Source organism: Pseudomonas sp. FGI182, assembly GCF_000511325.1.
In the GTDB taxonomy this organism is placed as follows: Bacteria; Pseudomonadota; Gammaproteobacteria; order Pseudomonadales; family Pseudomonadaceae; genus Aquipseudomonas; species Aquipseudomonas putida_Z.
Map to the genome: position 1 here is coordinate 472,423 of NZ_CP007012.1, position 19,444 is coordinate 491,866.

The 19,444-nt window shown below is 64.7% G+C and carries 17 protein-coding genes; 15 read left to right on the forward strand and 2 right to left on the reverse strand.

The genetic code is table 11. From position 1 onward, the window contains the following. Positions 1 to 23: 23 nt before the first annotated feature. The 3 genes from C163_RS02000 to C163_RS02010 are packed head-to-tail and all read left to right on the forward strand — an operon-like array spanning position 24 to position 2,480. Entirely contained in the window at positions 24 to 1,043 is a 1,020-nt protein-coding gene (locus C163_RS02000) for an aminoglycoside phosphotransferase family protein (protein WP_025337462.1), read from the forward strand. Next, the gene (gene murU, locus C163_RS02005; RefSeq protein WP_025337463.1) at positions 1,040 to 1,711 is read left to right on the forward strand and encodes an N-acetylmuramate alpha-1-phosphate uridylyltransferase MurU; all 672 of its coding nucleotides are present in this window, start codon (positions 1,040 to 1,042) and stop codon (positions 1,709 to 1,711) included. Before C163_RS02000 ends, murU begins: the two co-directional genes overlap by 4 nt. 1 nt (position 1,712) lies before the next feature. Further along, positions 1,713 to 2,480, forward strand: coding sequence for a TerB family tellurite resistance protein (locus C163_RS02010; protein WP_025337464.1), 768 nt, complete (start codon positions 1,713 to 1,715; stop codon positions 2,478 to 2,480). A 106-nt stretch (positions 2,481 to 2,586) separates the two neighbouring features. On the opposite strand, the gene C163_RS02015 is transcribed toward C163_RS02010, so the two are convergent. Further along, entirely contained in the window at positions 2,587 to 3,579 is a 993-nt protein-coding gene (locus tag C163_RS02015) for an alpha/beta hydrolase family protein (RefSeq protein ID WP_025337465.1), read from the reverse strand. A gap of 94 nt (positions 3,580 to 3,673) precedes the next feature. Between C163_RS02015 and C163_RS02020 the strand changes: the two genes are divergently transcribed. The 9 genes from C163_RS02020 (at position 3,674) to trpE (ending at position 14,584) form a co-directional block, all read left to right on the forward strand. After that, a complete protein-coding gene (locus C163_RS02020; RefSeq protein ID WP_025337466.1) occupies positions 3,674 to 6,061 on the forward strand; it encodes a PAS domain S-box protein in 2,388 nt (795 codons plus the stop codon). A gap of 7 nt (positions 6,062 to 6,068) precedes the next feature. After that, on the forward strand, positions 6,069 to 6,701 hold the full coding sequence (locus C163_RS02025) for a response regulator transcription factor (protein ID WP_170929296.1): 633 nt from the start codon (positions 6,069 to 6,071) through the stop codon (positions 6,699 to 6,701). A gap of 294 nt (positions 6,702 to 6,995) precedes the next feature. Next, on the forward strand, positions 6,996 to 8,120 hold the full coding sequence (locus C163_RS02030) for an ABC transporter ATP-binding protein (protein WP_012270208.1): 1,125 nt from the start codon (positions 6,996 to 6,998) through the stop codon (positions 8,118 to 8,120). 40 nt (positions 8,121 to 8,160) lie between these two features. After that, positions 8,161 to 9,195 (forward strand): ABC transporter substrate-binding protein, encoded by a 1,035-nt coding sequence (locus C163_RS02035; protein WP_025337468.1) that lies wholly within the window; start codon positions 8,161 to 8,163, stop codon positions 9,193 to 9,195. A 60-nt stretch (positions 9,196 to 9,255) separates the two neighbouring features. Next, positions 9,256 to 10,503: an ABC transporter permease gene (locus C163_RS02040; protein ID WP_013970602.1), complete on the forward strand. Its 1,248-nt coding sequence runs from the start codon at positions 9,256 to 9,258 to the stop codon at positions 10,501 to 10,503. A gap of 11 nt (positions 10,504 to 10,514) precedes the next feature. After that, positions 10,515 to 11,342 carry an ABC transporter permease gene (locus tag C163_RS02045; protein ID WP_013970603.1) on the forward strand — a complete coding sequence of 276 codons (828 nt, stop codon included), beginning with the start codon at positions 10,515 to 10,517 and terminating at the stop codon, positions 11,340 to 11,342. A 201-nt stretch (positions 11,343 to 11,543) separates the two neighbouring features. Beyond that, entirely contained in the window at positions 11,544 to 12,218 is a 675-nt protein-coding gene (rpe, locus tag C163_RS02050; protein WP_025337469.1) for a ribulose-phosphate 3-epimerase, read from the forward strand. After that, entirely contained in the window at positions 12,215 to 13,033 is an 819-nt protein-coding gene (locus C163_RS02055) for a phosphoglycolate phosphatase (protein WP_025337470.1), read from the forward strand. Before rpe ends, C163_RS02055 begins: the two co-directional genes overlap by 4 nt. 69 nt (positions 13,034 to 13,102) lie before the next feature. Beyond that, positions 13,103 to 14,584 carry an anthranilate synthase component I gene (trpE, locus tag C163_RS02060; RefSeq protein ID WP_013970606.1) on the forward strand — a complete coding sequence of 494 codons (1,482 nt, stop codon included), beginning with the start codon at positions 13,103 to 13,105 and terminating at the stop codon, positions 14,582 to 14,584. A 121-nt stretch (positions 14,585 to 14,705) separates the two neighbouring features. On the opposite strand, the gene estP is transcribed toward trpE, so the two are convergent. Further along, positions 14,706 to 16,586, reverse strand: coding sequence for an esterase EstP (gene estP / locus C163_RS02065; protein WP_025337471.1), 1,881 nt, complete (start codon positions 16,584 to 16,586; stop codon positions 14,706 to 14,708). 369 nt (positions 16,587 to 16,955) lie between these two features. Here estP and C163_RS02070 point away from each other — a divergent pair, with 369 nt between their 5' ends. Genes C163_RS02070 through trpC form a run of 3 tightly spaced genes read left to right on the forward strand, consistent with a single transcriptional unit; the run spans position 16,956 to position 19,438 of the window. Continuing rightward, positions 16,956 to 17,549: an aminodeoxychorismate/anthranilate synthase component II gene (locus tag C163_RS02070; RefSeq protein WP_003259809.1), complete on the forward strand. Its 594-nt coding sequence runs from the start codon at positions 16,956 to 16,958 to the stop codon at positions 17,547 to 17,549. A 9-nt stretch (positions 17,550 to 17,558) separates the two neighbouring features. Next, entirely contained in the window at positions 17,559 to 18,608 is a 1,050-nt protein-coding gene (gene trpD / locus C163_RS02075) for an anthranilate phosphoribosyltransferase (RefSeq protein ID WP_013970609.1), read from the forward strand. After that, complete coding sequence (trpC, locus tag C163_RS02080; RefSeq protein WP_025337472.1) at positions 18,605 to 19,438, forward strand: indole-3-glycerol phosphate synthase TrpC; 834 nt, start codon at positions 18,605 to 18,607, stop codon at positions 19,436 to 19,438. Before trpD ends, trpC begins: the two co-directional genes overlap by 4 nt. Positions 19,439 to 19,444 lie beyond the last annotated feature (6 nt).

The following is a 19,444-nucleotide window of genomic DNA, read 5'->3' on the forward strand; positions in this document are numbered from 1 at the left end:
TAGGGCCGTCGGAGACCCTTGTAATGCCTGAACACGATGTACGCCTGCAACAACTGACGGTCTGGCTCGATGAGCAGCTCAATGATCTTTTCCGAACAAACGCCTGGGGCGAAGTGCCCGCAGGCAGCCTGACCGCGGCCAGCAGCGATGCCAGCTTCCGTCGTTATTTCCGCTGGCAGGGCGCCGGCCACAGCTTCGTGATCATGGATGCACCACCTCCGCAGGAAAACTGCCGACCGTTCGTCGCCATCGACCACTTGCTGGCCAGCGCCGACGTGCACGTGCCGCTGATCCATGCCCAGGACCTGGAGCGTGGCTTCCTGCTACTGGGTGACCTGGGCCACCAGACATACCTTGATATCATTGATGCCGACAACGCCGATGGCCTGTTCGCCGATGCCATCGACGCGCTGCTGGCGTTCCAGCGCCTGCCGATGGACGCGCCGTTGCCCAGCTACGACGATGCGCTGCTGCGCCGTGAAGTCGAGTTGTTCCCGGAGTGGTACGTGGGCCGTGAGCTTGGCCTGGCCTTCAGCGATGCCCAGAAAGCCACCTGGCAACGAATCAGCCAGCTGCTGATCGAAAGCGCACTGGCCCAGCCCAAGGTACTGGTGCACCGCGACTACATGCCGCGCAACCTGATGCAGAGTACGCCCAACCCCGGCGTGCTGGACTTCCAGGATGCCGTGTACGGCCCGGTCACCTACGACATCACCTGCCTGTTCAAGGACGCCTTCCTCAGTTGGCCGCAGGCGCGGGTCGAAGGCTGGCTGCGCGACTACTGGCAGAAGGCGCAGGCTGCCGGCATCCCGGTGCAGGCCGACTTCGAGGCGTTCCAGCGTGCCAGCGACCTGATGGGTGTGCAGCGCCACCTGAAGGTGATCGGCATCTTCGCCCGTATCTGCCACCGCGACGGCAAACCCCGTTACCTGGGCGACGTGCCGCGCTTCTTCGCCTATATAGAAGAAGTGATCAGCCGCCGGCCCGAATTGGCGGAGCTGGGTGAGCTGATTGCCGAGCTGCAGGCCGGAGCGCGTGCATGAAGGCAATGATTTTGGCAGCGGGCAAAGGCGAGCGCATGCGCCCGCTGACCCTGCACACCCCCAAGCCGCTGGTCCCGGTCGCCGGCCAGCCACTGATCGAATATCACCTGCGGGCCCTGGCTGCGGCGGGCGTCACCGAGGTGGTGATCAACCATGCCTGGCTCGGCCAGCAGATCGAGGACCACCTGGGTGACGGCAGCCGTTTCGGCCTGAGCATCCGCTATTCGCCCGAAGGCGAGCCGCTGGAAACCGGCGGTGGCATCTTCAAGGCCCTGCCATTGCTGGGTGACGCGCCGTTCCTGTTGGTGAACGGCGATGTCTGGACCGACTACGACTTCGCGCGCCTGCAGGCTCCCCTGCAAGGCCTGGCTCACCTGGTGCTGGTCGACAACCCAGGCCATCACGGCCGCGGCGACTTCCGCCTGGTGGGCGAGCGGGTGGTCGATGGTGATGATGCCCCTGGCACGCTGACCTTCAGCGGCCTTTCGGTGCTGCACCCGGCGCTGTTCGAAGGCTGCCAGCCTGGCGCCTTCAAGCTGGCACCGTTGCTGCGCAAGGCCATGGCTGCGGGCCAGGTCAGTGGGGAGCACTACCGTGGGCTCTGGGTTGATGTCGGTACGCTCGAGCGTCTGGCCGAGGCCGAGCGCCTGATCGGCGAGCGCGCCTGACATGTGGTGGCCAAGCACGGTGATTGGTGCCGGTGCCGGCTTTGCCGTTGCCAGCATCCCCGGGGCCTTGCTCGGCGCGTTGCTCGGCCAGGCCATGGACCGCCGCCTGCGTTTGCAGGGCTGGGAGGACATGCGTGAGCGCCTGGGCGGGCGTCCGGCCTTGCAGGACGATGAGTTGCTGTTCGTGATGCTCGGGCGCCTGGCCAAGTGCGATGGCCGGGTGGGCGAGCAGCATATCCAGCAGGCGCGCCAGGAGATGGTGCGCCTGGATCTGGCCGAAGCGGCCCGGCTGCGTGCGATTGCCGCGTTCAACCGTGGCAAGGCGGGCAAGGACCGGCTGAGTGGGCACCTGCGGCGCATTCGCCAGCAGCCGCATGCGGCCGAGGGCACCCTGCGTGCCTGTTGGCGCATGGTCTGGGCCGACGGCAAGATGGGCAACAAGGAGCGTGAACTGCTGCTGGATTGGGGGCAGAAACTGGGCCTGAGCCGGCGGCAGGTGCAAGCCATGTCGCTGGAGTACGAACCACGCAAGGCGGCGGGTCCGGAAGGGGTCGCCATGACCTATGCGGCGGCGTTGCGCTTGCTGGCGGTCGAGGCGGATACCGATGCCGACAAGGTCAAGCAGGCGTATCGTCGGCTGGTCAGCCGGCACCACCCGGACAAGCTGGCGGGCACTGGTGCCAGTGAGGCGCAGGTGCGTGAAGCGACCGAGCGGACCCGGGAGCTGCATCAGGCTTATGCCATGATCCGCAAACGGCGCGGCCTGTAGGAGCGGCCTTGTGTCGCGATGGGGCGCGCAGCGGCCCCAAGTAGTCAGCTTCGCAACAGATATCGCTGGGGCCGCTTTGCGGCCCTTTCGCGACACAAGGCCGCTCCTACAGGCTCATCCACCCCCGCACCCGGCGGAACAGTTGCTCCTGCTCGGCCGCCTTGTTCCCCGGCATGGCAATCAGCGACAACTGCCGGTACTGGCTGTCCTTCTGCCGCTTGCTGGCCTGCAGGCGCTGCGCGGCAGCATTGCGGTCAGCGCTGCGGGTGGCGTAGTAGATGTCGGCAGTCGGCACTTTCAAGGTTGGCGCCAGGCTTTCCAGGTCATGCTCCACCCGCGCCGGTGTCTGCGCGGCAACCATCACCAGTTTCTGCACCTGCGGTGGCTGTTTCTCGCTCAGGTAGCGGGCCGCCCAATACGCGCCGCTGCCATGGCCGATCAGCACGATGCTGCGGGCGTTGTGCTGCTGGGCAAAGGCCACCGCAGCATCCAGGCGGGCAAAAATGCGCTCGGCATCGGCCGGGTCGGTTTGCTCGCTGGCCTGTTTGGCGTCAGTGCTTTCCGCGGTGTCGGCATCGGCTGCGGTGGCCTGGGCGACGTTGGCATTGGCATCGGCCGGCATGTCCTTGGCCGGGGCGCTTTCGCCCTTGTCTGGCTGCGGCTCGGCAGCCGGCTTGGCTTCGACCCGCGCCTGCGGGCTGTCGGCGAGCAGGTCGGGTAGGCTGATGCTCAGGCTGTGCCAGCCGATATCGGGGAACTTCTGCCGCAGCGGGCCGACCGCATTTGGCCAGTCAGCCGTTTCGCCAGCCCCCGGGACGATGATGACCGCCCCCTGCGGGTCGCTGTCGTTGGCCGGTTTCCACAGGGCCAGGAAGCTGTCGGCACCGGCCTGCAGGGTCTGCTGTTCGGCCTTGGGCACCAGCCGCTCCAGCGCCTGGGCGTCCTCCTGGCTGCGCTCCAGCAGCGGCGGGCGAGGGGCTTGGGCAGCGGGTGCCTCGGTGGTGGTGGATGGTTTTTCGGCATCGGCGGCCAGGGCGCCGAGTGGAAGGATCGAGGCCAGGCAGCACATTGCCAGCGTCGTGCGATAAAGTGTGGACATGAGTCAACCCAGGGCCAGAATGATACCGGCAGCCTAATAGTATTTGCCCGTGACGGCCATGCTGCATGGCCGCCTTGCCAAGACGAGCGTGTAGATGAAGCGAGTGCGTCGCCTGTTGGTTATCGGCTGCTTTTGGTTGCCCTTGATTGCATTGGCCAGGCCCGAAGCGGTGCCCACGGTTGCCCTGGAACCGGCCCAGCAGCAATGGCTGGATACGCACCGCAGCCTGCGTGTCGGCCTGGTGTTGCAGGCGCCCTACGCTCAGTTCGACCGGCGCCTGCAGCAGCTGTACGGGGCCAACGTGGAACTGGTGAGCAGCCTGGCGCAGGCGCTGCGGCTGGACCTTACCTGGCGCAACTTCGCCGACCAGGCCAGCCTCGAGCATGCCCTGCAGGCCGGCGAAATCGACTTCGCCCCGGGGCTTACCCAGACCCCTGCCAGCTTGCGTCTGTGGCTGTTCAGCGACCCTTACATGCGCGTGCCGCAACTGGTGGTTGGGCCGCGCACCGGGACCATGGCCGTGGAACTGGAAACGCTCGAGGCCGAGCAGCGGGTGGCGGTGCGCATGCCCAGCCAGCTGGCGGACTACCTGCGTGGCAACTACAGCAACCTCAACCTGCAAGGGGTGCCCAACGAGCGCGAGGCCCTGCAACTGGTGGTGGGCGGCCAGGCCAGTTTCGCAGTGCTGGACGAAGCCCAGCTCAGCCGCCTGTCGCGCGAAAGCGAGTTCGGCGAGCTGGCGGTGGTCGGCGATATCGGCCTGCCGCAACTGTTGCGCATCGGTTCGCGCCGCGACTGGCCGCTGCTGGCCGATGTGCTCGAGCGTGGCCTGCAGGCGCTGCCGGCCAAGGAACTGGAGCAACTGCACCAGCGTTGGCTGCAGCCAAAGTACCCACGCCTGAGCGAGTCGACGGGGTTCTGGCAGAACCTGGCCCTGCTGTTCGGCATGCTGCTGTTGTGCGCGCTGGCCACCCTGGTGTGGCTGCGCCGGCAGCAGCGCCAGCTGGAGCGCAGCCTGCTGGCCACGCGCGAAAGCCTGGTGGAGCGGCAGGTGCGCGAAGAAGCGTTGCGCCTGAGCCAGTTCGCCATCGACCAGAGCACGGTGGGCATCCTCTGGGTCAACTGGGACAGCCACGTACGCTACGCCAACCATGCCGCCGAGCGCATGCTGGGCTACGGCGAAGGCGCGCTGCTGGAGCGGCCGCTGAGCGACTTTGAACCCAGCCTGACCATGGACCGCTGGCTGGAGCTGTGGAAGGGCGCGCGCACCGGGGCGGGTGGTATCGGCCAGTTCGAGACGCAGTGCCGCCGGGCTGACCACAGCCTGCTGCCGGTCGAGCTGTCGCTGAGTTTTCTGCGCTTTCGTGATTCCGAGTACCTGGTGGTTTACCTCGCCGATGTCACCGAGCGCCACCGCGCCCTGGCGGCCCTGCGCGAAAGCGAGGCGCGGCTCAAGGGCATTGCCGGCAACGTGCCGGGGTTGGTGTTCCGCCTGGAGCGCGACCCGGCCGAGGGCGACCTGGAATTCCCCTACATCAGCGAGGGCAGCGAGGCCTTGGTGGGCTATTCGCCCAGCGAGATACAGCACCCGCAGATGGGCCTGCGCAACCTGGTACATCCCGAGGACCGCGCCGATTACCACCGAGTGCAGGACCTGGCCCTGGCCAGCGACCAGGACTGGTCCTGGCAGGGGCGCATCCTCACCCGCCAGGGTGAACAGCGCTGGGCCGACATCAAGGCCAGCACCCGGCGCCTGGGCAACGGCCAGGTGGTGTGGGACGGCGTGGTGTGGGACATCACCCAGGGCAAGCGGGCCGAGCTTGCCCTGGCGAAATCCCAGGAGCAGCTGCGCGAACTGTCGGCCCACCTGGAAAGCGTGCGTGAGGAAGAAAAGGCCCGCATTGCCCGGGAAGTGCACGATGAACTGGGGCAGATGCTGACCGTGCTCAAGCTGGAGGTGTCGATGTGCGAGCTGGCCTTCGCCGAGCTGGACCCGGGCCTGAACGAGCGCCTGACCAGCATGAAGCGCCTGATCGCCCAACTGTTCCAGCTGGTGCGCGACGTGGCCACCGCCTTGCGCCCGCCGATTCTCGATGCCGGCATCGCCTCGGCCATCGAATGGCAGGCGCGGCGCTTTGAAGCACGCACGCAAATCCCCTGCCTGGTGCAAGTACCGGATAATCTGCCAGCATTGAGCGATGCCAAGGCCACCGGGCTGTTCCGTATCCTCCAGGAAGCGCTGACCAACGTGATGCGCCATGCCCAGGCGCACAGCGTGGAGATCGAACTGGTGCGTGAGCACGGGCAATTGCGCATGACTGTCAGCGATGATGGCCAGGGCTTTTGCCGCGACCAGCCACGGCCCACCTCGTTCGGCCTGGTAGGGGTGCGTGAGCGGGTGCTGATGCTGGGCGGCAGCATGGCGCTGGACAGTGAACCGGGCGAAGGCACCAGCCTGAGCGTGGCCATACCGTTGGAGTAGGAGAGCGATCGTGATTCGAGTGCTGGTGGCTGAAGACCACACCATTGTCCGTGAGGGCATCAAGCAGTTGATTGGCCTGGCCAAGGACATGCAGGTGGCGGGGGAGGCCGGTAACGGCGAGCAGTTGCTGGAAACCCTGCGCCACACGCCGTGCGAGGTGGTACTGCTGGATATCTCGATGCCGGGTGTGAATGGCCTGGAGGCGATCCCGCGGATCCGCGCGTTGCACGACGCCCCGGCGATCCTGATGCTGTCGATGCACGATGAAGCGCAGATGGCGGCGCGGGCGCTGAAGGCCGGGGCGGCGGGCTATGCCACCAAGGACAGCGACCCGGCGCTGTTGCTGACCGCAATTCGCCGGGTTGCCGCTGGCGGGCGTTACATCGACCCGGCGCTGGCCGACCGCATGGTCTTCGAAGTGGGCCTGACGGAGTCGCGGCCGTTGCACACGCTGCTGTCCGAGCGGGAGTTTTCGGTGTTCGAACGCCTGGCCCAGGGCGCCAACGTCAACGACATCGCCCAGCAGCTGGCGCTGTCGAGCAAGACCATCAGCACCCACAAGGCGCGCCTGATGCAGAAGCTGAAAGTGAACTCGCTGGCTGAGCTGGTGAAGTACGCGATGGAGCACAAGCTGGTCTGAATGCGACATGCCTGTTCTCGGAACTTGCCGAGGTCCCTGTGGGAGCGGGCGTGCCCGCGAAAGGGCCTGACCTGCCGATCTCTATGGCTGAACCGGCCCCTTCGCGGGCATGCCCGCTCCCACAGGTTTGGCGGGTGGCTCGGATGAGCATTCCAAACCCGCCATCTTTGTAGGGGAATCCCTACAGCAAATCTTCCATCCGGATGATGGCATTCTCTCAGCACCCCCGATTTTCCGGCGCTTGCCGCTTGTCTAGTCTTTGCCTACGCAGTCATCCAACAAGAAGGTGCAGGCATGAGCGAGGCGAAGTCGAACGCTGCAACCAGCGAAACGCTGGTCAGCTTCCGTGGTGTGCAGAAGAGCTACGACGGCGAGTCGCTGATCGTCAAAGACCTCAACCTGGATATCCGCAAGGGCGAGTTCCTCACCCTGCTTGGCCCGTCCGGCTCGGGCAAGACCACCAGCCTGATGATGCTGGCCGGCTTCGAAACCCCCACCGCCGGTGAAATCCAGCTGGCCGGGCGCTCGATCAACAACGTGCCCCCGCACAAGCGCGACATCGGCATGGTGTTCCAGAACTACGCGCTGTTCCCGCACATGACCGTGGCCGAGAACCTGGCCTTCCCGCTGACCGTGCGCAACCTGAGCAAGACCGACATCAGCGAGCGGGTCAAGCGGGTGCTGAACATGGTCCAGCTCGATGCCTTCGCCAAGCGTTACCCCGGCCAGCTGTCCGGCGGCCAGCAGCAGCGTGTGGCCCTGGCCCGCGCACTGGTGTTCGAGCCGCAGCTGGTGCTGATGGACGAACCGCTGGGCGCGCTGGACAAGCAGCTGCGCGAGCACATGCAGATGGAGATCAAGCACATCCACCAGCGCTTGGGCGTGACCGTGGTGTACGTGACCCACGACCAGGGCGAAGCGCTGACCATGTCCGACCGGGTGGCCGTGTTCCACCAGGGTGAAATCCAGCAGATCGCCGACCCGCGCACGCTGTACGAAGAACCCTGCAACACCTTCGTCGCCAACTTCATCGGCGAGAACAACCGCATCAACGGCACCTTGCTGGCCAGTGATGGCAAGCGCTGCCAGGTGCAGTTGCCGCGCGGCGAGCGGGTCGAGGCGCTGGCGGTGAATGTCGGCCAGGCCGGCGAGCCGGTGACCCTGTCGATCCGCCCGGAGCGCGTGCGCCTGAACGGCCACAGCGAAAGCTGCGTGAACCGCTTCTCGGGCCGGGTGGCCGAATTCATTTACCTGGGCGACCACGTGCGGGTGCGCCTGGAAGTTTGCGGCAAGGGCGACTTCTTCGTGAAACAGCCGATTGCCGAGCTCGACCCGGCCCTGGCCGTGGGCGATGTGGTACCGCTGGGCTGGGAGGTGGAGCACGCCCGCGCGCTCGATCCTATTGCCGAAGCCCATTGATGGATTGCTTCACCAACCCTGTACTGTGGAGAGAATAATAATGCGCAAGCAGTTGAAACTGACCGCCCTGGCCCTGGGGTTGTTCGCCGCTGGCCAGGCCATGGCCACAGACCTCACCGTGGTCTCGTTCGGCGGTGCCAACAAGGCGGCCCAGGTCAAGGCGTTCTACGAACCGTGGGAGAAGGCCGGCAAGGGCAAGATCGTTGCAGGCGAGTACAACGGCGAGATGGCCAAGGTCAAAGCCATGGTCGACACCAAGAGCGTGTCCTGGAACCTGGTGGAAGTTGAGTCGCCAGAATTGGCCCGCGGCTGTGACGAGGGCATGTTCGAAGAACTCGACCCGGCCCTGTTCGGTAATGAGGCCGACTATGTGCCGGGTGCCATCCAGCCATGCGGCGTGGGCTTCTTCGTATGGTCCACGGTGCTGGCCTACAACGCCGACAAGCTGAAGACCGCACCGACCAGCTGGGCCGATTTCTGGGATACCAAGAAATTCCCGGGCAAGCGCGGCCTGCGCAAGGGCGCCAAGTACACCCTGGAATTCGCCCTGATGGCCGACGGCGTGGCGCCGAAGGACGTGTACCAGGTGCTGGGCACCAAAGAGGGCGTGGACCGCGCCTTCAAGAAACTCGACGAACTCAAGCCAAGCATCCAGTGGTGGGAAGCTGGCGCCCAGCCGCCGCAGTACCTGGCCTCGGGTGACGTGGTCATGAGCTCTGCCTACAACGGCCGCATCGCTGCGGTGCAGAAAGAGAGCAACCTGAAGGTGGTGTGGAACGGCGGCATCTACGACTTCGACGCCTGGGCCATCCCGAAAGGCGCCAAGGATGCCGAGGAGGCGAAGAAATTCATCGCCTTCAGCGTGCAGCCCGAGCAGCAGAAGACCTACTCCGAGAACATCGCCTACGGCCCGGCCAATTCCAAGGCCGTGAGCCTGCTGTCGGACGCGGTGAAGAAGGACATGCCGACCACGCCTGAAAACATCGCCAACCAGGTGCAGATCGACGTGGCCTTCTGGGCTGACAACAGCGAGCAGCTGGAGCAACGCTTCAACGCCTGGGCGGCGAAGAAGTAAACGACCAGTGTGTGGGGCTGCATTGCAGCCCCCATTTCAGCCTGTATCGCGGAGTTCGCCATGGCCATTGCAGTGCCCCTCAAAGAAGGCGCAGGTCCAAGTCTCAAGCAGCGCCTCAAGCACGCCGAGCGGGTCAACCGCTGGAAGGCGCAGGCGTTGATCGCGCCGCTGGCGCTGTTTCTCCTGCTGGTGTTCCTGGTGCCGATCGCGGCGCTGCTGTACAAGAGCGTCGGCAACCCGGAAGTGGTTGGCGGCCTGCCGCGCACCGTGGGCGTCATCACCCAGTGGGATGGCAAGAGCCTGCCGGGCGAGGACGTGTACAAGGCGTTGAGCCAGGACCTGGCCGAGTCGCGCAAGAACCAGACCCTGGGCGACCTTTCCAAGCGCCTGAACATGGAGCTGGCCGGTTACCGCAGCCTGTTGGCCAAGACCGCGCGGGCGCTGCCGTTCAAGAGCGAACCCGCTTCCTATAAAGATGCCTTGCAGGCCCTCGACGAGCGTTGGGGCGACCCGGCCTACTGGCAGGCGATCCGCCGCAACACCAGTACGGTCACCTCGTTCTACCTGCTGGCTTCGCTCGACCACCGCATCGATGACCTTGGCGAACTGGCCAAGGCCACCCCGGACCAGGCCATCTACCTGGATATCTTCGCCCGCACCCTGTGGATGGGTGTGGTGATTACCGCCATCTGCCTGGTGCTGGCCTACCCGTTGGCCTACCTGCTGGCCAACCTGCCGACCCGGCAGAGCAACCTGCTGATGATCCTGGTGCTGCTGCCGTTCTGGACCTCGATCCTGGTGCGGGTGGCGGCGTGGATCGTGCTGCTGCAGTCGGGTGGCCTGATCAACAGCGCGCTGATGGCCATGGGCATCATCGACCAGCCGCTGGAACTGGTGTTCAACCGCACCGGCGTGTACATCTCGATGGTGCACATCCTGTTGCCGTTCATGATCCTGCCGCTGTACAGCGTGATGAAGGGCATTTCGCCAAGTTACATGCGTGCGGCGATCTCGCTGGGCTGCCATCCGTTCGCCAGTTTCTGGCGGGTCTACTTCCCGCAGACCTACGCCGGGGTTGGCGCTGGTTGCCTGCTGGTGTTCATCCTGGCCATCGGCTACTACATCACCCCGGCACTGCTGGGCAGCCCGAATGACCAGATGGTCAGCTACTTCGTGGCCTTCTACACCAACACCAGCATCAACTGGGGCATGGCCACCGCGCTGGGCGGGCTGTTGCTGCTGGCGACCGTGCTGTTGTACCTGATCTATAGCTGGCTGGTCGGCGCCAGCCGCCTGCGCCTGAGCTGAGGAGCCTTGTCATGCTGAGCCCTTACATGTCGCCCGTGGAGCGGGTGTGGTTCTACAGCCTGCGCATTCTTTGCGGCTTGATCCTGCTGTTCCTCATATTGCCGGTGCTGGTGATCGTGCCGCTGTCGTTCAACAGTGGCAGTTTCCTGGTGTACCCGCTGCAGGGCTTCTCGCTGCAGTGGTACCAAGACTTCTTCGGCTCGGCCGAGTGGATGCGGGCCTTGAAGAACAGCATCATCGTCGCCCCGGCAGCCACGGTGCTGGCCATGGTGTTCGGCACCCTGGCGGCCATCGGCCTGACCCGTGGGGACTTCCCGGGCAAGTCGCTGGTGATGGCGCTGGTGATTTCGCCGATGGTGGTGCCGGTGGTGATCATCGGTGTGGCCAGCTACCTGTTCTTTGCCCCGCTGGGCATGGGCAACAGCTTCACCTCGCTGATTCTGGTGCATGCGGTACTGGGCGTGCCGTTCGTCATCATTACCGTGTCGGCGACCTTGCAGGGCTTCAACTACAACCTGGTGCGCGCGGCAGCCAGCCTGGGCGCCTCGCCGCTGCTGACTTTCCGCCGGGTGACCCTGCCGCTGATCGCGCCCGGGGTGATTTCGGGGGCATTGTTCGCCTTTGCCACGTCGTTCGACGAAGTAGTGGTGACCCTGTTCCTGGCCGGGCCGGAGCAGGCGACCCTGCCGCGACAGATGTTCAGTGGTATTCGCGAGAACCTGAGCCCGACCATTGCCGCGGCGGCGACCTTGCTGATTGCCTTCTCGGTGGTATTGCTGCTGACCCTGGAGTGGTTGCGTGGGCGTAGCGAGAAGCTGAGGACCCAGCAGCCTGGTTGACCGGTGGGAGGGCTTTGCCCTCCTTTCGCGACACAAGGCCGCTCCTACAGGAGGCCGCGATCCCCTGTAGGAGCGGCCTTGTGTCGCGATCGGGGCGCAAAGCGCCCCCCCATGTGTCGGACACCAATTGATACCAATCAGCCTTCATCCGCTTCCCTGGGTTACAATGCGCGCCACCGTGATTCTGCCAACAGGTGCGCCATGCAGCCCTACGCTATTGCCCCCTCCATTCTCTCCGCCGATTTCGCCCGACTGGGCGAGGACGTCGACAAGGTATTGGCCGCGGGTGCCGACATCGTCCACTTCGATGTCATGGACAACCACTACGTCCCCAACCTGAGCATCGGCCCGATGGTCTGCACCGCCCTGCGCAAGTACGGCGTCACCGCCCCGATCGACGTGCACCTGATGGTCAGCCCGGTCGACCGCATCATCGGCGACTTCATCGAAGCTGGTGCCACCTACATCACCTTCCACCCGGAAGCCTCGCAGCACATCGACCGTTCGCTGCAGCTGATCAAGGACGGTGGCTGCAAGGCCGGCCTGGTATTCAACCCGGCCACCAGCCTGGACGCGCTGAAGTACGTGATGGACAAGGTCGACATGGTGCTGCTGATGAGCGTCAACCCGGGCTTCGGCGGGCAGAAGTTCATCCCTGGCACCCTCGACAAGCTGCGCGAGGCGCGTGCGCTGATCGACGCCAGCGGCCGTGATATCCGCCTGGAAATCGACGGTGGCGTCAACGTCAACAACATCCGCGAGATCGCTGCCGCTGGCGCCGACACCTTCGTGGCCGGCTCGGCAATCTTCAACGCCCCGGACTACCAGGAAGTCATCGCCAGGATGCGTGCCGAACTGGCTCAGGCCCGCCCATGAGCGGCTTCGAGCAGCTGTTCCCGGGGGCGCTGCCCAGGCTGGTGATGTTCGATCTGGACGGTACCCTGATCGATTCCGTGCCAGACCTGGCCGCCGCCGTGGACCGCATGCTGCTCGAACTGGGGCGTCCGCCTGCCGGCCTGGAGGCGGTGCGCCACTGGGTGGGCAACGGTGCCCAGGTGCTGGTGCGCCGGGCGCTGGCCGGTGGCATCGACCACGCTGCCGTGGACGATGCGCTGGCCGACCAGGCGTTGGCGCTATTCATGGACGCCTATGCCGAAAGCCACGAACTGACCGTGGTCTACCCCGGTGTGCAGGACACCCTGCGCTGGCTGCGCAAGCAGGGCGTGGAAATGGCGCTGATCACCAACAAGCCCGAGCGCTTCGTTGGCCCGCTGCTGGACCAGATGAAGATCGGCAACTACTTCCGCTGGATCATCGGCGGTGACACCTTGCCGCAGAAAAAGCCCGACCCTGCGGCGCTGCTGTTCGTCATGCAGATGGCCGGTGTCACCCCGCAGCAGTCGCTGTTTGTCGGCGATTCACGCAGTGACGTGCTGGCGGCCAAGGCGGCTGGTGTGCAGTGCGTGGGCCTGACCTACGGCTACAACCACGGCCGGCCGATCCACGACGAAGCCCCCAGCCTGGTGATCGACGACCTGCGCGCATTGCTGCCCGGTTGCGCAGACCCGGCCACTGGGATAACGTTGGCGGACCTTCAAGCCTCACAAGACAGAGAGTCCACCGTGGCGGTTACCGGCAAATTCTGGATGAAAGTCATCAAGGCCCTGGCCCGTTGGCGTTGGCGCGCCTGACTTCAGCCTGCCGGCGCGTGCCGGCCCGTCCGTTTGCCTGACCTATTGCTGCTTGCCACGAGGCTACCCATGACCCGCGAAGAATTCCTGCGCCTGGCCGCTGCCGGCTACAACCGCATTCCCCTGGCCTGCGAAACCCTGGCCGACTTCGACACGCCGCTGTCGATCTACCTGAAACTGGCCGACCAGCCCAACTCGTACCTGCTCGAATCGGTGCAGGGCGGCGAGAAATGGGGCCGTTACTCGATGATCGGCCTGCCATCGCGCACGGTGATGCGTGTGCACGGCTACCACGTCAGCATCCTGCAGGATGGCGTGGAGGTGGAAAGCCACGATGTCGAAGACCCGCTGGCCTTTGTCGAAACCTTCAAGGACCGTTACAAGGTCGCCGATATCCCTGGCCTGCCGCGCTTCAACGGCGGCCTGGTCGGCTACTTCGGCTACGACTGCGTGCGCTATGTGGAAAAGCGCCTGGGCGCCAGCCCCAACCCAGACCCGCTGGGTGTGCCGGATATCCTGCTGATGGTGTCCGATGCGGTGGTGGTGTTCGACAACCTGGCGGGCAAGATGCACGCGATCGTGCTGGTCGACCCGGCTGAAGAGCAGGCTTTCGAACAGGGCCAGGCACGCCTGCAAGGCCTGCTGGAAACCCTGCGTCAGCCGATCACCCCACGCCGTGGCCTGGACCTGAGTGGCCCGCAGGCTGCCGAGCCGGAATTCCGCTCCAGCTATACCCGCGAGGATTACGAGAACGCCGTCGGCCGCATCAAGGAATACATCCTGGCCGGTGACTGCATGCAGGTGGTGCCGTCGCAGCGCATGTCGATCGACTTCAAGGCTGCGCCAATCGACCTGTACCGCGCGCTGCGCTGCTTCAACCCGACGCCGTACATGTATTTCTTCAACTTTGGCGACTTCCATGTGGTCGGCAGCTCGCCCGAGGTGCTGGTACGCGTCGAGGACAACCTGGTCACCGTACGCCCGATTGCCGGCACCCGCCCGCGTGGCGCTACCGAAGAGGCCGACCGTGCGCTGGAAGACGACCTGCTGTCGGACGACAAGGAAATTGCCGAGCACCTGATGCTGATCGACCTGGGCCGTAACGACGTCGGTCGCGTGTCCTCGACCGGCAGCGTGCGCCTGACCGAGAAGATGGTGATCGAGCGTTACTCCAACGTGATGCACATTGTGTCCAACGTCACTGGCCAGCTGCGCGAAGGGCTGACGGCGATGGACGCACTGCGGGCGATCCTGCCGGCCGGTACGCTTTCGGGTGCGCCGAAGATTCGCGCGATGGAGATCATCGACGAGCTGGAGCCGGTCAAGCGTGGGGTTTACGGTGGTGCCGTCGGTTACTTCGCGTGGAACGGCAACATGGATACCGCCATTGCCATCCGTACCGCGGTAATCAAGGACGGTGAGCTGCATGTGCAGGCCGGGGGTGGCATCGTTGCCGACTCGGTGCCGGCGCTGGAGTGGGAAGAAACCATCAACAAGCGCCGGGCAATGTTCCGCGCGGTGGCGTTGGCTGAGCAGACTTCGGCCAAGTAATTCAGTGGGCATTGGGGCTGCTTTGCAGCCCATCGCGACACAAGGCCGCTCCTACAGGGAAACACGATCGCCTGTAGGAGCGGCCTTGTGTCGCGAAGGGCCGCAACGCGGCCCAATCAATTCAAAAGTCGACGCTGACGCCCAAACTCACCCCCTGCTGCGTCAACTCATCACTCTTGCGCCAGTTGTAGTTACCGCGCAAATGCACCCCCGCCACCACTTCATGGCTCACCCCCAGGCTCGCCCGGGTCAGGTCGCTGTGCGGCGTATACCCGGTCAGGGTGAAGTCATTTGCCGGCAGGCTGGTCAGGTGCATCGTCACATCCTGCTGGTCATCCTCGAACTCGTGCTCCTGCGCCACCTCGGCGAACAGCCGGGTACTCGGCAGCACCTGCACACTGCCCAGCAATCCCACACCCAAACGGCGTGATGTACGTTCCTGGTCATCGAAGCCCAGCGCCGTCGAGCGCCCGCTTTTCTCGTCATAGCCATCCACCTTCACCCGCGCATAGTCGGCGCTGATGAACGGCGCCAGCTGCCAGCTGCTGCTCTCGGCCGCCAGGTTGTAGCCCAGCCGCCCCGACACCGCCCAGGCCTCGCCATCGGTATCGCCCTTTTCGCTGCGGTCGTTCACGCCAAGGGCGAAGGTGCGCTTGAGGTCGCTGTAGTCCAGGTGCCCGGCGGTCAGCGCCGCGTCGGCCCACCAGCGGTCCTGGCGGTATTGGGCGAAGGCGCTGGCAAGGTAGCTGTCCAGCTTGTAGTCCGAGTCCTGTGCGCCGGCTTCCAGCTTCTGCCGGTACACGCCGCCGGCCAGGCCCAGGCGCCATGCATCGTTCAGGCGGTAGCTGCCGCCCAGGGTCAGGTTGTAGCCGCGGCCATCGCCGCTGGCCGCGCTGCGCTGGCCGTCGAAGTCCAGGTCCTGGGCGCCGGTGGCAACGAAGGCTTGCCACTGGCCAACTGCCTGCCAGGGTGTCTGCCACTGGTTGCGCAGTTCGTCCTGGTGGGAACGCAGGCTGGCGTGGGCCATTTCCGGAAGCAGGGTCAGTTCCCAGGGGGCGGCGATAATCGAATAGGCGTAGTCGGCAATCAGTTGCTGGCCGGCGATGGTCGGGTGCACCGAGTCGTTGAACAGCAGCTTGGTCGGGTCTGGCGTGGCGCCGTTGATGCCATACACCGGGTTTTCCACGCAGCCTTCGCCGCTGTAGCAGGTGCCGACCAGGTTCTGGCCGCTGGCCAGGCCGAACTGCTCGGGGCTGGCCAGCGCTTCGCTCAGCAGCACGGGAATGTTCAGCGGAATGATTTCGGCATCGATCTGCCCCAGCTGGCTGAGCAGGGACTGGTTGAACGCGCCGGATAGCAGCGACAGCGGGTTTTGTTGCGGCGTACCGCTGAAGTTCGGTGTCTGCCCGAGGTCGGGCAGCAGCCAGACCATGATGTAGCGGGCGCCGCCTTGCTGCAGGGCCTGGGCGCTGGCAGCCAGGCGGGCGCCAGCGGCCACGGCATCGGCCGGGCTGTTGACCAGGCCTTGCAGGAAGTCATTGCCGCCGCCAGTCAGGTAATACAACGCGTCGGGGTCGGCGCGCAGGCCGTTGGCCAGGTAGCCCGGTTTATCACGCAGTACCAGCCCGGCGCCGGGGCGCCCTGGCGGGATGACGGTCTCGGAGGTAGTGGTGATCGAATCCAGGATCTGCTGGGTGGTGTAGCCACCGACTGCCCAGTTGTTGCCGTCGGGAAGGCCCAGCACCGGATTGACCGGGGAGGTGGAAGGGCCAAGCTCGGTCGGGCTCACACCGAGCCGCCCGCCCAGGATCATCGGTGACACTGGCGCATAATTGCCATTGGCATCGCGGTTGGTGAAGCGCACCCCGCCAAACTGCCCGGCATCGCTGAGGCTGTCGCCAAACACGATCATGTTGGAGTAGGGCGAGGGTGCTGCGAACGCCTGGGTGCAGGCCAGTGCCAGTGAGGCAACGGTAAAGCGCAATAACGGTGCTTTTCGCATCGGTGAACATCCTTTTCTTTGTTTTTATGAAGGACAACCCGATCGACCTTAGCAAATCGCAGTGCATCCCTCCCAAGTCCATTCGTTTCCCCGTGTTTACAGGCATATTGCGCCCGCCGCCCCGGTAGGCTACTGTGCCGGGACGTATGAGCGAGACCTATCCTGTGTTGATCGTCAGCAAACTCTTGATGCGCGTAATCAAGGCCCACGCCCGTTGGCGTTGGCGCGCCTGACTTTATCCCCTGCCGGCCCGTCCGGCCCGCCCCCGTTTGCCTTCCTGTCTACCGCCCCTTGTGGCAAAGCCGCGCCTGTTGGCTGGTGCAGAAAGGTTCGAATTCTGAAGTCAGTAGATTCAAGAGGTTTAACCCGATGTTACTGATGATCGACAATTACGACTCATTCACTTACAACGTCGTTCAGTACCTTGGCGAGCTGGGTGCCGAGGTAAAGGTCATTCGCAATGACGAAATGACCATCGCCCAGATCGAAGCCCTCAACCCCGAGCGCATCGTCGTATCTCCAGGCCCGTGCACGCCGAGCGAGGCAGGCGTGTCCATCGAGGCCATCCTGCACTTTGCCGGCAAGCTGCCGATCCTTGGCGTATGCCTGGGCCACCAGTCCATCGGCCAGGCCTTTGGTGGTGATGTGGTACGTGCCCGCCAGGTGATGCACGGCAAGACCAGCCCGGTACACCATCGTGACCTGGGCGTGTTCGCCGGCCTCAACAACCCGTTGACCGTGACCCGTTACCACTCGCTGGTGGTAAAGCGCGAAACCTTGCCCGAGTGCCTGGAAGTGACCGCCTGGACCGCCCATGCTGACGGTTCGGTCGACGAGATCATGGGCCTGCGCCACAAGACGCTGAATATCGAAGGGGTGCAGTTCCACCCCGAGTCGATCCTGACCGAACAGGGCCACGAACTGTTCGCCAACTTCCTCAAGCAGACCGGCGGCCGCCGCTAAGGATCGAACATGGATATCAAGAGTGCGTTGAGCCGTATCGTCGGCCAGCTGGACCTTTCAACCGAAGAAATGCGCGACGTCATGCGCCAGATCATGACTGGCCAGTGCAGCGAAGCGCAGATCGGCGCCTTCCTGATGGGCATGCGCATGAAGAGCGAAAGCATCGACGAGATCGTCGGTGCGGTGTCGGTGATGCGCGAGCTGGCCGACAAGGTCGAACTGCAGAGCCTCGATGGTGTGGTCGATATCGTCGGTACCGGCGGTGATGGCGCCAACATCTTCAACGTGTCCACCGCCTCGTCGTTCGTCCTGGCGGCTGCAGGTTGCACCGTGGCCAAGCATGGCAACCGCGCGGTATCGGGCAAGAGCGGCAGTGCCGACCTGCTGGAGGCCGCCGGTATCTACCTGAACCTGACGCCCACCCAGGTGGCCCGCTGCATCGACAGCCTGGGCATCGGCTTCATGTTCGCGCAAAGCCATCATTCGGCCATGAAGCACGCTGCCGGCCCGCGTCGCGACCTGGGGCTGCGCACCCTGTTCAACATGCTCGGCCCGCTTACGAATCCGGCCGGGGTGAAGCACCAGGTGGTCGGTGTATTCGCCCAGACCCTGTGCCGCCCGTTGGCTGAAGTACTGCAGCGCCTGGGCAGCAAGCACGTGCTGGTGGTGCACTCCAAGGACGGCCTGGACGAGTTCAGCCTGGCTGCGCCGACCTTCGTCGCCGAACTGAAAAATGGTGAAATCACCGAATACTGGGTAGAGCCGGAAGACCTCGGCATGAAGAGCCAGAGCCTGCACGGCCTGGCCGTCGAGAACCCGCAGGCGTCGCTGGAGCTGATCCGCGATGCGCTAGGCCGACGCAAGACCGAAAACGGCCAGAAGGCCGCCGAGATGATCGTGCTCAATGCGGGCGCGGCGCTGTATGCCGCTGACCATGCCATGAGCCTGAAAGCCGGTGTGGAACTGGCCCACGACGTACTGCACACCGGGCTGGCCTGGGAGAAGCTGCAGGAGCTGGGTGCCTTTACTGCAGTATTCAAGGTGGAGAACGAAGCATGAGTGTGCCAACGGTGCTGGAAAGGATCATTGCCCGCAAGTTTCAGGAAGTGGCCGAGCGCAGCGCGCGCGTCAGCCTCGCCGAACTGGAGGCCCTGGCCAAGGCTGCCGACGCCCCGCGTGGCTTTGCCAAGGCCCTGATCGAGCAAGCCGCGCGCAAGCAGCCGGCGGTGATTGCCGAAATCAAGAAGGCCTCGCCGAGCAAGGGCGTGATTCGCGAGCATTTCGTGCCGGCGGAAATCGCCGTCAGCTACGAGAAGGGCGGGGCGACTTGCCTGTCGGTGCTGACCGATGTGGACTACTTCCAGGGCGCCGACGAGTACCTGCAGCAGGCCCGCGCGGCGGTGTCGCTGCCGGTGATCCGCAAGGACTTCATGGTCGACCCGTACCAGATCGTCGAGGCCCGGGCACTGGGCGCGGACTGTGTGCTGCTGATCGTGTCGGCGCTGGATGACGTGAAGATGGCCGAACTGGCGGCCACGGCCAAGGATGTCGGCCTCGACGTGCTGGTGGAAGTGCACGACGGCGATGAGCTGGAGCGCGCGTTGAAAACCCTGGATACACCGCTGGTAGGGGTGAACAACCGCAACCTGCACACCTTCGAGGTCAGCCTGGAAACCACCCTCGACCTGCTGCCGCGTATTCCGCGTGATCGCCTGGCGATTACCGAGAGTGGCATCTTGAACCGGGCCGATGTGGAGCTGATGGAGATCAACGAGGTCTACTCCTTCCTGGTCGGTGAGGCGTTCATGCGCGCCGAGCAGCCGGGGCTGGAGCTGCAGCGGTTGTTCTTCCCGGAACAGGTGAAGAAGACTGTTCAGCAACTGGACTGATCAGAT

Excerpts from the sequence above, each read along its gene's own strand:
- trpD (WP_013970609.1), top strand. The coding sequence starts at position 17,559 with ATGGATATCAAGAGTGCGTTGAGCCGTATCGTCGGCCAGCTGGACCTT.
- C163_RS02015 (WP_025337465.1), bottom strand. The coding sequence starts at position 3,579 with ATGTCCACACTTTATCGCACGACGCTGGCAATGTGCTGCCTGGCCTCG.
- C163_RS02010 (WP_025337464.1), top strand. The coding sequence starts at position 1,713 with ATGTGGTGGCCAAGCACGGTGATTGGTGCCGGTGCCGGCTTTGCCGTT.
- C163_RS02035 (WP_025337468.1), top strand. The coding sequence starts at position 8,161 with ATGCGCAAGCAGTTGAAACTGACCGCCCTGGCCCTGGGGTTGTTCGCC.
- trpE (WP_013970606.1), top strand. The coding sequence starts at position 13,103 with ATGACCCGCGAAGAATTCCTGCGCCTGGCCGCTGCCGGCTACAACCGC.
- trpC (WP_025337472.1), top strand. The coding sequence starts at position 18,605 with ATGAGTGTGCCAACGGTGCTGGAAAGGATCATTGCCCGCAAGTTTCAG.
- C163_RS02045 (WP_013970603.1), top strand. The coding sequence starts at position 10,515 with ATGCTGAGCCCTTACATGTCGCCCGTGGAGCGGGTGTGGTTCTACAGC.
- C163_RS02030 (WP_012270208.1), top strand. The coding sequence starts at position 6,996 with ATGAGCGAGGCGAAGTCGAACGCTGCAACCAGCGAAACGCTGGTCAGC.
- C163_RS02070 (WP_003259809.1), top strand. The coding sequence starts at position 16,956 with ATGTTACTGATGATCGACAATTACGACTCATTCACTTACAACGTCGTT.
- C163_RS02040 (WP_013970602.1), top strand. The coding sequence starts at position 9,256 with ATGGCCATTGCAGTGCCCCTCAAAGAAGGCGCAGGTCCAAGTCTCAAG.
- rpe (WP_025337469.1), top strand. The coding sequence starts at position 11,544 with ATGCAGCCCTACGCTATTGCCCCCTCCATTCTCTCCGCCGATTTCGCC.
- C163_RS02020 (WP_025337466.1), top strand. The coding sequence starts at position 3,674 with ATGAAGCGAGTGCGTCGCCTGTTGGTTATCGGCTGCTTTTGGTTGCCC.
- C163_RS02055 (WP_025337470.1), top strand. The coding sequence starts at position 12,215 with ATGAGCGGCTTCGAGCAGCTGTTCCCGGGGGCGCTGCCCAGGCTGGTG.
- estP (WP_025337471.1), bottom strand. The coding sequence starts at position 16,586 with ATGCGAAAAGCACCGTTATTGCGCTTTACCGTTGCCTCACTGGCACTG.
- C163_RS02000 (WP_025337462.1), top strand. The coding sequence starts at position 24 with ATGCCTGAACACGATGTACGCCTGCAACAACTGACGGTCTGGCTCGAT.
- murU (WP_025337463.1), top strand. The coding sequence starts at position 1,040 with ATGAAGGCAATGATTTTGGCAGCGGGCAAAGGCGAGCGCATGCGCCCG.